Annotated in this window: 12 protein-coding genes; all 12 read left to right on the top strand. The window is 72.2% G+C overall.

Annotation, left to right across the window (positions count from 1 at the left end; genetic code table 11):
• Nucleotides 1-5 precede the first annotated feature (5 nt).
• The 12 genes from OXR63_RS04510 (at nucleotide 6) to OXR63_RS04455 (ending at nucleotide 13898) form a co-directional block, all read left to right on the top strand.
• Nucleotides 6-1631 carry a Mur ligase family protein gene (locus tag OXR63_RS04510; RefSeq protein ID WP_267420371.1) on the top strand — a complete coding sequence of 542 codons (1626 nt, stop codon included), beginning with the start codon at nucleotides 6-8 and terminating at the stop codon, nucleotides 1629-1631.
• A complete protein-coding gene (locus tag OXR63_RS04505) occupies nucleotides 1628-3124 on the top strand; it encodes a UDP-N-acetylmuramoyl-tripeptide--D-alanyl-D-alanine ligase (protein ID WP_267420370.1) in 1497 nt (498 codons plus the stop codon). The genes OXR63_RS04510 and OXR63_RS04505 overlap by 4 nt, the downstream gene beginning before the upstream one ends.
• The gene (mraY, locus tag OXR63_RS04500; protein WP_267420369.1) at nucleotides 3121-4224 is read left to right on the top strand and encodes a phospho-N-acetylmuramoyl-pentapeptide-transferase; all 1104 of its coding nucleotides are present in this window, start codon (nucleotides 3121-3123) and stop codon (nucleotides 4222-4224) included. Before OXR63_RS04505 ends, mraY begins: the two co-directional genes overlap by 4 nt.
• Nucleotides 4217-5746, top strand: coding sequence for a UDP-N-acetylmuramoyl-L-alanine--D-glutamate ligase (murD, locus tag OXR63_RS04495; protein ID WP_267420368.1), 1530 nt, complete (start codon nucleotides 4217-4219; stop codon nucleotides 5744-5746). The genes mraY and murD overlap by 8 nt, the downstream gene beginning before the upstream one ends.
• Nucleotides 5709-7052: a putative lipid II flippase FtsW gene (ftsW, locus tag OXR63_RS04490; protein ID WP_267420367.1), complete on the top strand. Its 1344-nt coding sequence runs from the start codon at nucleotides 5709-5711 to the stop codon at nucleotides 7050-7052. Before murD ends, ftsW begins: the two co-directional genes overlap by 38 nt.
• Nucleotides 7049-8152: an undecaprenyldiphospho-muramoylpentapeptide beta-N-acetylglucosaminyltransferase gene (gene murG / locus OXR63_RS04485; protein ID WP_267420366.1), complete on the top strand. Its 1104-nt coding sequence runs from the start codon at nucleotides 7049-7051 to the stop codon at nucleotides 8150-8152. The genes ftsW and murG overlap by 4 nt, the downstream gene beginning before the upstream one ends.
• Nucleotides 8149-9588 carry a UDP-N-acetylmuramate--L-alanine ligase gene (gene murC, locus OXR63_RS04480; protein ID WP_267420365.1) on the top strand — a complete coding sequence of 480 codons (1440 nt, stop codon included), beginning with the start codon at nucleotides 8149-8151 and terminating at the stop codon, nucleotides 9586-9588. The genes murG and murC overlap by 4 nt, the downstream gene beginning before the upstream one ends.
• Nucleotides 9585-10805, top strand: a complete 1221-nt coding sequence (locus OXR63_RS18325) for an FtsQ-type POTRA domain-containing protein (protein ID WP_267420364.1) — start codon at nucleotides 9585-9587, stop codon at nucleotides 10803-10805. The genes murC and OXR63_RS18325 overlap by 4 nt, the downstream gene beginning before the upstream one ends.
• A gap of 169 nt (nucleotides 10806-10974) precedes the next feature.
• Nucleotides 10975-12135, top strand: a complete 1161-nt coding sequence (gene ftsZ / locus OXR63_RS04470; RefSeq protein WP_267420362.1) for a cell division protein FtsZ — start codon at nucleotides 10975-10977, stop codon at nucleotides 12133-12135.
• Nucleotides 12136-12147: 12 nt separating this feature from the next.
• Nucleotides 12148-12873 (top strand): YggS family pyridoxal phosphate-dependent enzyme, encoded by a 726-nt coding sequence (locus OXR63_RS04465; protein ID WP_267420361.1) that lies wholly within the window; start codon nucleotides 12148-12150, stop codon nucleotides 12871-12873.
• Nucleotides 12874-12918: 45 nt separating this feature from the next.
• The gene (locus tag OXR63_RS04460) at nucleotides 12919-13497 is read left to right on the top strand and encodes a cell division protein SepF (protein ID WP_267420360.1); all 579 of its coding nucleotides are present in this window, start codon (nucleotides 12919-12921) and stop codon (nucleotides 13495-13497) included.
• 104 nt (nucleotides 13498-13601) lie between these two features.
• Complete coding sequence (locus OXR63_RS04455) at nucleotides 13602-13898, top strand: YggT family protein (RefSeq protein ID WP_267420359.1); 297 nt, start codon at nucleotides 13602-13604, stop codon at nucleotides 13896-13898.
• Nucleotides 13899-14005: the final 107 nt, after the last annotated feature.

Genomic DNA, 14005 nt, shown 5'->3' with positions numbered 1-14005 from the left:
AGCACTTGTCCGCACGGATCCCCCCGGTCCTCCGGCCCGAACACCCGACCCCGAGGGCCGTGGCCGAACTCGCGAACGCCTTCGGGCTCCGCGTCGTCGGTTCGCTCGACGGCGTCGAGACGACCGGCGTCACGCTGAGCGCCGCCGAGGTGCAGCCCGGTGACCTGTTCGTCGGCGTGCACGGTGCGAACCGGCACGGCGCGCAGTTCGCCGCCGACGCCGCCGAGCGCGGTGCCGTCGCGGTGCTGACCGACGCCGACGGTGTCGCCCTGGCCGAGCCGGCCGGGCTGCCCGTGCTCGTGGTCGACGACCCGCGCGCGGCCCTCGGCGACGTGTCCGCCTGGGTGTACCGCACCCACCCGGACGAGGCCGAGGACCTCCCGCAGCTCTTCGCCGTGACCGGGACGAACGGCAAGACCAGCACCTCCTACATCCTCGAGGGCATCCTCAAGCAGCTCGGCCTGGTCACCGGCCTGAGCTCGACCGCGGAGCGCCACATCGGCTCGCTCAGCGTGACGAGCCGCCTGACCACCCCAGAGGCCACCGAGATGCACGCCCTCCTCGCCCGGATGCGCGAGAGCGAGGTGCGCGCGGTCGCCGTCGAGGTGAGCGCGCAGGCCCTCAGCCGCCACCGGGTCGACGGCATCGTCTTCGACGTCGTGGCGTTCACGAACCTCAGCCACGACCACCTCGACGACTACGCCGACATGGAGGAGTACTACCGCGCGAAGCTCCCGCTGTTCGAGCCGGAGCACGGTCGCCGCGGCGTCGTCTCGCTCGACACCGACTGGGGCCACCGCGTCGTGCAGGACTCCCGGATCCCGGTGACGACCATCACGGTGCACCCGGACGTCGAGGCCGAGTGGCACGTCGACATCACCGACGCCCAGGCCGCCTACACCGAGTTCCGCCTCACCGGACCCGAGGGCCGCGAGCTCACCACCCGCGTGCCGCTCATCGGCTGGCACATGGCCGCGAACGCCGCGCTGGCGATCGTCATGCTCGTCGAGGGCGGCTTCGAGCTCGGAGCCGTCGCGCAGGCGCTCGAGTCCGGCCACCGCCGCTACCCCGACGAGACCGACGGCCAGCGGGTCAGCGCCATCGAGTGCTACCTGCCCGGCCGGACCGAGCGGGTCTCGGGTGAGCGTGGCCCGAGCGTGTACGTCGACTTCGGCCACAGCCCCGACGCCTTCCTCAACACCCTCGCCGCCGTCCGGCAGTTCACGCCCGGCAGGGTCGTCATGCTCTTCGGCGCCGACGGCGACCGCGACACGACCAAGCGCGGCGACATGGCCCGCGTGGCGGCCGAGGGCTCCGACATCCTCGTCGTGACCGACCACCACCCGCGCTTCGAGGACGCCGCCTCGATCCGGACCACGCTGGTCGACGCCGCCCGCGCGGCCTTCCCGGACCACGAGATCCACGAGGTCAGCCCACCGGAGGCGGCGATCCGCGCCGCCGTGGCACTGGTCGGCGAGGGTGACTCGATCCTCTGGGCCGGCCCGGGGCACCAGGACTACCGCGACATCCAGGGCGTCAGGACGCCGTACTCCGCCCGGGACGAGGCCCGTGCGGCCCTGCGCGAGGCCGGCTGGGAGCCGAACGCCGGCCCGGTGGAGGAAACGCGATGATCGCCATGTCCCTCGCCGAGATCGCAGCAGCGGTCGACGGCGAGCTGGTCCGCGGTGCCGCCGACACGATCGTCGACGGCTCCGTGGAGACCGACTCGCGCCTCGTCGGCCCCGGCAGCGTCTTCTTCGCGCTCCTCGGTGAGGAGACGGACGGCCACCGCTTCGTGCCGTCCGCGGCCGACGCCGGTGCCGCCCTGGTGGTCACCGAGCGCGCCACCGACCTGCCCGACGGCAGTGCGACCGCGCAGGTCGTCGTGGCCGACGGGTACGCCGCCCTCGCCGCGCTCGCGCACGAGGTCGTCGCCCGCGTCCGCGCCTCGAGCGCCGACCGGACCGACGAGCACGGGCGTCCCGCGGCACTGCGTGTCGTCGGCATCACCGGCTCGAACGGCAAGACGAGCACCAAGAACATGCTCAGGACGATCCTCACCGAGCACGGCGAGACCGTGGCACCCGAGGGCTCCTTCAACAACCACGTCGGCGCACCGATCTCGATGCTCCGCGTCACCCACGACACCCGGTACCTCGTGGTCGAGATGGGCGCCAGCGGCATCGGCCACATCGCCAAGCTCGTCCGCGTCGCCGAGCCCGACACGGGCGTCGTCCTCAAGGTGGGTCTCGCGCACGCCGGTGAGTTCGGCGGCATCGAGGCCACGCAGCGCGCGAAGTCCGAGATGGTCACCGACCTGCCGGCCGCCGCGACCGCGCTGCTGAACGTCGACGACGACCGGGTGGCGGCGATGCGCGGCCTCACGGCCGCACAGGTCGTGGGCTTCGGCACGTCCGACGACGCCGACTACCGCCTGACCGGGGTGTCCACGGACCGCGACGGCACGCGCTTCACGCTCACCGCGCCTCCCGTCCGACCAGACCAGGACCAGGACCAGCCGGGAGGCTCGGAGCAGGTCCCCGAGACCGTCGACGTCCGGCTCGCCATCCTGGGCGAGCACCATGCGATGAACGCGACGGCCGCCCTGGCCGTCGCCCATCGCTGGGGCGTCCCGCTCGCCGACGGCGCCGCCGCGCTCGCGTCCATGACGCGCGCCGAGCGTTGGCGGATGGAGCTGCTCCAGGGCGGCCCCGAGGGCGTCACCGTGATCAACGACGCCTACAACGCCTCACCCGACTCGACCGCCGCCGCCCTCCGCACGCTCGTGCAGGTCGTCCGACCGGGGGAGCGCACCATCGCGGTCCTCGGCGAGATGGCCGAGCTCGGCGAGTTCTCGGTGGAGGAGCACGACACCATCGGTCGGCTCGTCGTCCGGCTCGGCATCGGCCAGCTCGTGGTCGTCGGTCGCGGCGCGATGGCGATCCACCAGGCCGCCACCCTCGAGGGATCGTGGGACGGCGAGTCCGTGTTCATCGAGGACGTCGACGACGCCGTCCAGACCCTGCAGGAGATGGTCCGCCCCGGCGACGTCGTCCTCGTCAAGTCCTCGAAGTCGGCCGGGCTGCGGTTCCTCGGCGACCGTCTCGGAGGTGTCCCCGCATGATCGCCCTCCTGATCGCCGGCGCCGTGTCGCTGGTGTTCACACTCCTGCTCACGCCCCTGTTCATCCGGCTGTTCCACCGACTCGGGTGGGGCCAGTTCATCCGTGACGACGGTCCGCAGTCGCACCACACCAAGCGCGGCACCGCGACCATGGGCGGCATCGTGCTGATCCTGGGCACGGTGATCGGCTACTTCGTCGGGCACCTGGTCGGACGGGACTCCGTCACGCTCTCGGGCATGCTCGTGCTGTTCCTGATGGTCGGGCTCGGCCTGGTCGGGTTCGTCGACGACTTCCTCAAGGTGCGCCGCCAGCGGAGCCTCGGGCTCGGCGGGTGGGCGAAGATCCTCGGCCAGGTCATCGTCGGCGTCATCTTCGCGACGATCGCGCTCGTGGTGCCGAGCTCGACGGGCAAGCCGCCCGCATCCACCATGATCTCCGCGATCCGGGACGTCCCGTGGCTCGACTTCATGGCCCTCGGCACGTTCATCGGCACGATCCTGTTCCTCGCCTGGATCGTCCTGCTCACGGTGTCGACGTCGAACGGCGTCAACGTGGCGGACGGCCTCGACGGCCTCGCGACCGGGTCGAGCATCCTGGCGATCGGCTCGTACGTGATCATCGGCTTCTGGCAGTCGAACCAGATCTGCGGCGGTGCCCGGCTCGACGCGAGCACGGAGCACGCCTGCTACACCGTGACGAACCCGCTCGACCTCGCCGTCGTCGCGGCCGCGGTCTGCGGTGGCCTGATCGGCTTCCTCTGGTACAACACGTCGCCGGCGCAGATCTTCCTCGGCGACACCGGGTCGCTCGGCCTCGGCGGCGCGCTGGCGGGTCTCGCGATCCTCAGCCGCACCGAGCTGCTGCTCATCCTCATCGGTGGCCTGTTCTTCATCGTCACCGGTTCGGTCATCCTGCAGCGGGCCTACTTCAAGATCACGCACGGCAAGCGCATCTTCCGGATGAGCCCCCTGCACCACCACTTCGAACTCAAGGGGTGGGCCGAGGTGACGGTGGTCGTGCGGTTCTGGATCATCGCCGGCCTCTGCGTCGCCGCCGGAGTCGGACTCTTCTACCTGGAATGGATCGCACGCGTTGGTTGATCGTCTCGACGGGCTCGACAGCTGGTGGTCCGACGGCTGGAAGGGCCTCGACGTGGCCGTGCTCGGCCTGGGGGCCACCGGGTTCTCGGTCGCAGACACACTGGTGGAACTCGGCAGCACCGTCACCGTCTACTCCACCGACGCCCCCGCGGACAGCGTCGAGCTGCTCGCGGTGATCGGTGCCCGGTTCGTGCAGACCCCGCTCGACGCGGTGCCCGCCGACCTGGAGCGCCAGGCACCCGACCTGGTCGTCGTGTCGCCCGGGCTGCCGCCGCACAACGCGACCGTCCGCTGGGCCACCGAGCACAGCACCGTCTGGGGCGACGTCGAACTCGCCTGGCGAGTCCGCGACAAGGTCGTCCGCGGCCCGGTCGCCGCCCCGTGGGTGACGATCACCGGCACGAACGGCAAGACCACGACGACGCAGCTGGCCACCGCGATGTACCAGGAGGAGGGCCTGCGGGCCGTGGCCTGCGGCAACATCGGCGTGCCCGTCCTCGACGTCGTGCGCGACCCCGAGGGCTTCGACGTCCTGGTCGTCGAGCTCTCCAGCCACCAGCTGCACTACATGGCGGACTCGGGGGACGGCGCGGTCGTGCCCCTGGCCTCCGTCTGCCTCAACATCGCCGACGACCACCTCGAGTGGCACGGGTCCGCCGAGGCCTACCGCGCGGCCAAGGCGAAGGTCTACCAGCGCACCGTGTTGGCCTGCGTCTACAACGTCACCGACGAGGCGACCCGCCACATGGTCGAGGAGGCGGACGTGGTCGAGGGCTGCCGCGCCGTCGGGTTCACGCCGGGCGTGCCCGCAGCCGGCGACGTCGGGATCGTCGACGACGTCCTCTGCGACCGCGCCTTCGTCCAGGACCGCCGCAGCAGCGCGCTCGAGCTCGCAACGCACGAGGACCTCGAGGCCGCCGGGCTCGCGAGCCCGCACATGGCCATGAACGTGCTCGCCGCCGCGGCCCTGGCGCGCGCCGGCACCGTCCGTCCGTCCGCGATCCAGCGCGCGGTCCGGGCCTTCCGCGCCGACCACCACCGCACCGAGCACGTGGCGACCGCGGACGGCATCGCGTGGGTCGACGACTCCAAGGCGACGAACCCGCACGCCGCCACCGCGTCGCTGTCGGCGTTCCCCTCGGTCGTCTGGATCGTCGGCGGCCTGTTCAAGGGCGTCGACGTCGAGGCCCTCGTCGAGGCGTTCGGCCCGGGTGCCCGCGGCGTCGTGGTCATCGGCACCGATCGGGCCCCGGTCGTGGAGGCATTCGCGCGACACGCGCCGACGGTGCCGGTCCTGCAGGTCGAAGCGACGGACACTGATCAGGTCATGCCCGAGGCGGTCCGACACGCCGCGTCGATCGCGAGGTCGGGCGACACGGTCCTCCTCGCCCCGGCTGCCGCGTCGTTCGACCAGTTCGGCTCGTACGCCGACCGGGGCGAGCGCTTCGCGGCGGCGGTCCACGAGCACCTGGGAGGCGACGCCGATGGCGACACCGACGGATCTTCCGGCGAACGGCCGTAGCGGCCGGACGGCGGCCAGCACGACGGCGGCCAGCACGACGGCGGCCGGCACGGCGACGGCCGGGCGGCCCGGCATGACGTCGAGCCGCTCCGCTGCCGGACGCCGGGCGAACGGCGCCGTCATCGCGGTCCGCAACGTCTTCGTGGCCGAGTCGAGCAGCTTCTACGCGATCCTCGGCGTGACGCTGTTCCTCGTCGTCTTCGGCGTCGTGATGGTGCTGTCGTCGTCGAGCGTCGAGGAGTACCGGTACAAGCACGGCTTCTTCGGCGCCTTCGCCAAGCAGGGCCTCTACGCGCTCATCGGCGTGCCGCTCATGCTCGTGGTCAGCCGGTTCCCCGCCGAGTTCTGGCGCCGCTGGGCGATGCGCATCGTCGGCGCCGGCCTGGTGCTCCAGCTCCTCGTGTTCACCCCGATCGGGATCGACGTGCAGGGCAACCGCAACTGGATCGGCTTCGGCGGCGTCACGGCGCAGCCCTCCGAGTTCCTCAAGCTCGCGCTCGTGCTCGGCATCGGCGCCGTCCTGTTCCGCAAGCGCGAGAAGCTGCACGACTGGCGCGAGGTGTTCATCCCGGTCGGCCTGGCCACCGCGGTGTCGATCGGCCTCGTCCTGCTCGGCGGCGACCAGGGCACCGCGATGATCATGGTGATCCTGGTCTTCGGGAGCCTGTTCGTCGGCGGCGTCCGGCTGCGCCACCTGGGGGTCGGCATCGCGGCGATCGCGGTCCTGCTGCCCGTCGTCACGATGGCCTCGAGCTCCCGGCAGGTCCGCATCAGCGCGTGGCTCTCCGGCTGCACCGACTCGAACCAGGCGCAGGACATCTGCTGGCAGCCCGTGCACGGCATGTGGGCGCTGGCGTCCGGTGGCGTGTTCGGCGTCGGGCTCGGCAACTCCAAGGCGAAGTGGTCCTGGCTGCCCGAGGCCGACAACGACTACATCTTCGCGATCGTCGGCGAGGAGCTCGGGCTCATCGGCTGCGTCGTCGTGCTGGCCCTGTTCGTCGTGCTCGCCATCAGCATGATCAAGGTCATCCGGCTGTCCGACGACCCCTTCGTCCGGACCGTCACCGGTGGCGTCCTCGCCTGGGTGATCGGGCAGGCGCTCGTCAACATCGCCGTGGTCCTCGGCCTGCTGCCCGTGCTCGGCGTCCCACTCCCACTCATCTCCGCGGGCGGGTCAGCGCTCATCATGACGCTCGTCGCGATCGGCGTCGTCCTGTCCTTCGCGCGGGAGATCCCCGGGAAGAACGCCCTGTCCCGCGCCCACGACGTCCACGACGTCCGCACCAGGAACGGGAGCGTGCGGTGAGCACCTACCTCTTCGCCGGCGGCGGCACCGCCGGCCACGTGAACCCCCTGCTCGCCGTCGCCGACCGGCTGACCGAGCGCTCCCCGGAGGACCGTGTCCTCGTGCTCGGCACGGCGGAGGGCCTCGAGTCCCGCCTGGTGCCGATGCGCGGCTACGAGCTCCTCACCATCCCGCGGCTGCCGTTCCCGCGGAAGCCGAACGCCGCGGCGCTGCGCTTCCCCGTCGCCTTCTGGCGCGCGGTCCGCCGGACGGAGCAGCTCATCCGCGAGCACGACGTCGCGGTCGTCCTCGGCGTCGGTGGCTACGCGGCAGCACCGGCGTACATCGCGGCGAAGCGCACCGGCACGCCGATCGTCGTGCACGAGCAGAACGCCAAGCCGGGCCTGGCGAACCGGCTCGCGGCCTTCCTCACGCACCACGTGGGCGTCACCTTCTCGAACACCCGGCTGCGGCACTCCCGCCTGGTCGGGATGCCGCTCCGCCGCGAGGTCGAGGACCTCGACCGCCGTGCGCGGCGCGCCGAGGGCCTCGCCGAGTTCGGGCTCGACCCGTCCCGCCCCGTGCTGCTCGTGACCGGTGGGTCCTCCGGCGCCCGGAGCATCAACCGCACCGTGAACCGCTCGGCGGCGTCCATTGTCGGCGCCGGCTGGCAGGTGCTGCACGTCGTCGGCGGCAAGTCGGACATCGGCCCGAGCGACCTCGACGGGTACACCGTCCTGCCCTACTGCGACCGGATGGACCTGGCGTACGCCGCCTCCGACTTCGTGGTGTCGCGCGCCGGCGCCGGCATGGTCTGCGAGCTCGCGGCCGTCGGGCTGCCGAGCGTCCTGGTGCCGTACCCTGTCGGCAACGGCGAGCAGCGGCACAACGCCCGCGACGTCGTCGAGGCAGGTGGCGCGGTGCTCGTCGCCGACCAGGACCTCGACGAGGACTGGGTGACGTTCGAGCTCCTGACGATCCTGCAGGACCGCGCGAGGATCGCCGACATGGCGATGCGCGCCGGCAGCGTCGGTCACCGCGACGGTGCCGACCGGATGACCGACCTGGTCCTCGACGCCGCACGCCCGGCGCGGACCGGCAGCACCACGGAGGAACCATGACCATCAAGCCGGACCTGACCCAGCCGATCCCGGACGACCTCGGCACGGTCCACTTCGTCGGCATCGGCGGCTCCGGCATGAGCGGGATCGCGCGGATGTTCCTCGCTGCCGGGCACCGCGTCACGGGCAGCGACTCCCGGGAGACCGCGACGACCGGCCGGATGCGCGAGCTCGGCGCCGAGGTGCACATCGGCCACGCCGCCACCAACGTCGGCGCGGCGGACACCATCGTCGTCACCAGCGCCCTCTGGCCGGACAACCCCGAGCTCCTCGAGGCCCAGCGCCGCGGGCTGCCGGTCCTGCACCGTTCCCAGGCCCTCGCCGCCCTCATCGCCGAGCACCGCCTGGTCGCGGTCGCCGGTGCCCACGGCAAGACCACGTCGACGGGCATGATCGTCACCGCGATGGTCAAGCTCGGCCTCGACCCGAGCTTCGTCAACGGCGGCGTCATCCAGTCCCTCGGCACGAGCTCCGCGCCGGGCACGAGCGACCTGTTCGTGGTGGAGGCCGACGAGTCCGACGGCTCCTTCCTGCTCTACGACGTCGCGGTGGCGCTCATCACGAACGTCGACGCCGACCACCTCGACCACTACGGCAGCGAGGACGCGTTCATCGACGCCTTCGTGGAGTTCGCCGCGAAGGCCCGTGAGCGCATCGTCGTCTCGAGCGACGACGCCGGTGCGAAGCGCGTCACCGCGGGTGTCCGCGCCCGCGAGCACGCGCCAGAGGTCGTCACCTTCGGCGAGGCCGCCGACGCGGACGTCCGCATCGAGCGCATCGTGGAGTCGGCCGGGGTCGAGGTCGACTTCCGCTCGGCGGGGGAGTCCCACCACCTCACGCTCCGCGTCCCGGGTCGCCACAACGCGGTCAACGCCGTCGGTGCCTTCGCCGTGCTCGTCGGGCTCGGCGTGTCCCCGGCCGACGCCGTCCGCGGCATCGAGGCCTTCGGCGGCACCGAGCGTCGCTTCGAGCTGCACGGCGTCGAGCGCGGCGTGTCGGTCTACGACGACTACGCGCACCACCCGACCGAGGTCGCGGCCGCCCTCCGCGCCGCCCGGAACGTCGTCGGTGACGGCCGGATCATCGCGATCCACCAGCCGCACCTGTACTCGCGCACCCGGATGATGGCCGGCGACTTCGCCGCCGTCTACGAGCAGCTCGCCGACCACACGGTCGTCCTCGACGTCTACGGCGCTCGCGAGGACCCCGAGCCCGGCGTCACCGGCGCCCTGGTGCAGGAGCGCTTCCACGACCAGACCCACGTCGACTACCTGCCCGACTGGGCCGAGGCCTCGGCACGCGCGGCCGCGGTCGCCCGCGACGGCGACATCATCATGACGCTGAGCTGCGGCGACGTGTACCGGATCATCCCGCAGGTGCTCACCGCGCTCGGCGACGCCACCGCGAACCGGACCGACGGGGTCAGCGCCAGGTGAAGCGTCCCGAGGGCTTCGACGAGCGTCCGGCGCAGCGCGCCGCCGCCGACGAGGGTGACGACCGCGCACCGCGTGAGCGCCGGGTCCCGCGACTCGGGCGGCTGACCGGCCGCCGTGGGGACGCGGACAGCCGGGAGGCCCACCTCCCGCCCGCCCCGTCCGTGACGGACCGCGTGGTGGTCACGTCCACCCCCGCACGCTCGGCCGGTGCCCTGCCGGACCTGCCCGACGTCACGGCCACCGGCACGGTCGTCGAGGCGGACGAGGACCGCGACCCGCGGCACGGCCAGGACGGCGACGCGCGGCACGAGGGTGCCGACGACGCCGACCGCGACCACGCGCCGGGCGCGACGGACGTCGTCGACCTGCGCACGGCCTCCCGGCCCGGTCACCCGGACGACGCCACCACGCCCATCGGTGCCGGTGTCCGCGCTGCCGAGACCGCGCGTGAGGCGCGGGCCGCCCGCAAGCGCCGCCGCCTGCACGAGCGGGCCGAGGTCCGCCGCTTCACCCGCCGCTCCCGCCACCGGCGCGCCGCCTGGCTCACCACCGGCGGGATCGTCGTCGTGCTCGGCGTCTCGATCCTGGTGGCCGTGTTCTCCCCGCTGATGGCGCTGCAGCGGATCGAGGTCAAGGGCACGAGCCGGGTCGACGACGCCGCACTGCGCCGGGCGTTGTCGGACCAGATCGGCACGCCGCTGGCCCGGCTCGACTCCGCTGCGATCAAGCGGGACATCGCCGCCTTCCCGCTCATCGAGAGCTACGTCACCGAGGAGTCGCCGCCGCACACGCTCGTCGTCACGGTCACCGAGCGCACCCCCGTGGTGACGGTGCAGAACGGGAAGTCGTTCGACCTGGTGGACCCCGCCGGCATCGTCGTGCAGTCCTCGACGAAGCGGCCGGACACGATGCCGCTGGCGGACGTCGGGTCCGCCAAGCTCGGGTCCTCCGTGTTCCGCACGATGACCGAGGTCGTCCTGGCGCTGCCGTCGGCCGTGCGGTCGCAGGTGTCCGGCGTCGCCGCGTCGACCGCCGACGACGTGACCCTCACCATGAAGGACGGATCGCGCGTCGTGTGGGGGAGCCCCGACGACTCCGCGGCCAAGGCAGCTCTGCTCGACGCCCTCGTGAAGGACCACGCGGCCCGCGCCCCGGACACGGCGGTCGAGTACGACGTGTCCGCGCCCGACAACGGGATCATCCGCACCCAGGACTGACGCCGGAGCGCCGCGCCGAGAAAGTGCGGGACCGCATTGCACGACACGCGGCGTGGCGGGGCGACACCGCCCGGAGCGCACCCGTAGCGTCGAAGCCAGCACCACCCATAGCAGCACAACCCCGCAACTTCAAGTAGAGGTTGAGGGTTCTACCGGAGGCCGGACTGACGTGACCACGAACCACAACTACCTCGCCGTGATCAAGGTCGTCGGTGTCGGCGGCGGCGGCGTCAACGCCGTCAACCGCATGATCGAGCTGGGCCTCCGTGGGGTCGAGTTCATCGCGATCAACACCGACGCCCAGGCGCTCCTGCTCAGCGACGCCGACGTCAAGCTCGACGTGGGCCGCGAGATCACCCGCGGCCTCGGCGCCGGCGCGGACCCCGAGGTCGGCCGTCGTGCCGCCGAGGACCACGCCGAGGAGATCGAGGAGGCCCTCGCGGGTGCCGACATGGTCTTCGTCACCGCCGGTGAGGGCGGTGGGACCGGCACGGGTGGTGCGCCCGTCGTCGCCCGCATCGCCAAGTCGATCGGCGCCCTGACCATCGGTGTCGTCACGAAGCCCTTCAGCTTCGAGGGCAAGCGCCGCCAGTCGCAGGCCGAGAACGGCGTCGCCGGCCTGAAGGACGAGGTCGACACCCTCATCGTCGTCCCGAACGACCGCCTCCTCGAGATCTCCGACCGGGGCATCTCGATGGTCGAGGCCTTCGCGACGGCTGACCAGGTGCTCCTCGCCGGCGTGCAGGGCATCACCGACCTGATCACCACCCCGGGCCTGATCAACCTCGACTTCGCGGACGTGAAGAGCGTCATGCAGGGTGCCGGTTCGGCGCTCATGGGCATCGGGTCCTCGCGGGGAGCCGACCGGGCGATCAAGGCCGCGGAGCTCGCGGTCGCATCGCCGCTGCTCGAGGCCTCCATCGACGGCGCCCACGGCGTGCTGCTCTCGATCCAGGGTGGCTCGAACCTCGGCATCTTCGAGATCAACGACGCGGCCCGCCTCGTGCAGGAAGCCGTCCACCCCGAGGCGAACATCATCTTCGGCGCGGTGATCGACGACACCCTCGGCGACGAGGTCCGCGTCACGGTCATCGCGGCCGGCTTCGACGGCGGGGAGCCCTCCTCGCAGGTCAAGGAACGCCGCGCCAGCTGGGTCGACCCGGACGCCGGAGCCACCGTGCCCGTCGGCTCGAGCTCGACCGGCCCGCACGACGCCGCCCCGGCGCGCTCGTGGGCGTCGCAGGAGCACGAGCCGCCGGCGCAGCGCGCCGCGGACCCCGCCTTCGACGGTGACGACGACGAGCTCGACGTCCCCGACTTCCTGAAGTAGGCACCCGCCCACGTGAGCGAGTCCCCGCAGCTCGAGCCGCGCCTCCCGTCCGACACCGGACTGGAGGCGCGGCTCGCGTCCGTCAGGCAGGGCATCGCCGACGCGGCGCAGGCCGCAGGGCGCGTCCCTGACGACCTGACGCTCATCGTGGTCACGAAGTACCACCCGGCGTCGCTCGTCGCCGAGCTCGCCGCCCTCGGCGTGACCGACGTGGGGGAGAACCGCCACCAGGAGGCGCAGGCCAAGGCCGCCGAGCTGGCCGACCTCGGGCTCACCTGGCACTTCGTCGGGCAGCTGCAGTCGAAGAAGGCCCGCCAGGTGCGCCGGTACGCCCACGTCGTGCAGTCACTCGACCGGGCCTCCGTCGTCGACGCCTTCGCGCCCACCTCCGAGGAACCAGCGCCGCCCGTGATCGACGGCTTCGTGCAGGTGAACCTCACCGACGACCCCGGCCGCGGCGGCGTGCAGCCCGACGACGTCGACGCCATGGTGGAGCGGGTCCTGGCCACCGGCACGATCGCCCTGCGCGGCGTGATGGCCGTCGCGCCGCTCGACGAGGAGCCCCGTGCCGCCTTCGCGCGGCTCCGGACGATCTCCGAGCGCGTGCGCCTGACGGTGCCCACGGCGACCGACATCTCCGCCGGCATGAGCGGCGACTTCGCCGAGGCGATCGCCGAGGGCGCGACACACCTGCGGATCGGGACGGCAATCACCGGAAACCGGCCGGCCGCACCCTAGCCTCGTCACAGGGCAACCCCGAGCACGCACACCCCTGGAGGAACCATGGCCGGTCCGTTGAAGAAGACGATGGTCTACCTCGGCCTCGCCGACGAGGAACTCGAGTACGAGGACGAGCCGCAGAGCGCGCAGCCCCAGTCGCGCGCGCCGCAGCAGCAGCCCCCGGCACCCGCTGCCCAGCAGCACGAGACCCCCGCTCCGGCGGCTGCGGCTCCCGCGGCGGCACCCGCTGCGGCTGCCCCCGAGGCGAAGGCCCCGCACACCCACCAGCGCGGCGCCCAGGTCACTCCGCTGCGCCGCTCGCACACGACCGCACAGAAGGCGACCCCGGTCCAGGAAATGAACGAGATCCTCACCGTCCACCCGCGCGAGTACAAGGACGCCCAGTCCATCGCCGAGAGCTTCCGCGACGGGATCCCCGTCATCATCAACCTCTCGCAGATGACCGAATCCGACGCGCGTCGCATGATCGACTTCGCGAGCGGCCTGTCGCTCGGCCTCTACGGCAAGATCGAGCGCGTCACGAACAAGGTCTTCCTGCTCTCCCCGGCGCACGTCGCAGTGAGCGGTGAGGCGCCCGAGGTAGAGTCCGACATCGAGGCGTCCTTCTTCGCCCAGTCCTGAGTCGTCGCGTCCGGTGGTCCTGACCGCCGGATGCCGCCCAGGCCCACCCGCCCCGTGGTCGGCGTCACCCTGACGTCGTCCACCCGAGACGAGCGAGCCGCACCGTGTCCTCGATCTTCACGATCCTGTACTTCCTCCTCCTGCTGTACTTCTTCGTCATGTGGGGGCGGTTCGCGCTGGACATGGTGCAGGCGTTCAACCGCTCGTGGCGTCCGCGCGGCGGCATGCTCGTGGTCGCGAACGCGGTCTACTCGCTCACCGACCCGCCCATCCGCACCGTGCGTCGCGCGCTCCCGCCGCTCCGCATGGGGGCCGTGGCGCTCGACTTCGGCTGGTCCATCGTGATGCTCGTCGTGATCATCCTGATGAGCGTCGTGCGGTTCATCTCCGCGACGGTCTGACCCGCCCCTCCCGGCCCGTGTCTCGTCCGAGACGCGCCGCGCCGTGGCCACGATCACGGATCAGGCCCGCGCTCGGTGTACGGTGGTCGGGATCGATGCTCGCCTCC

This window comes from Curtobacterium sp. GC_Cur_3, from assembly GCF_026544205.1.
In the GTDB taxonomy this organism is placed as follows: Bacteria; Actinomycetota; Actinomycetes; order Actinomycetales; family Microbacteriaceae; genus Curtobacterium.
This window is presented reverse-complemented; position numbering and strand designations above follow the sequence as displayed.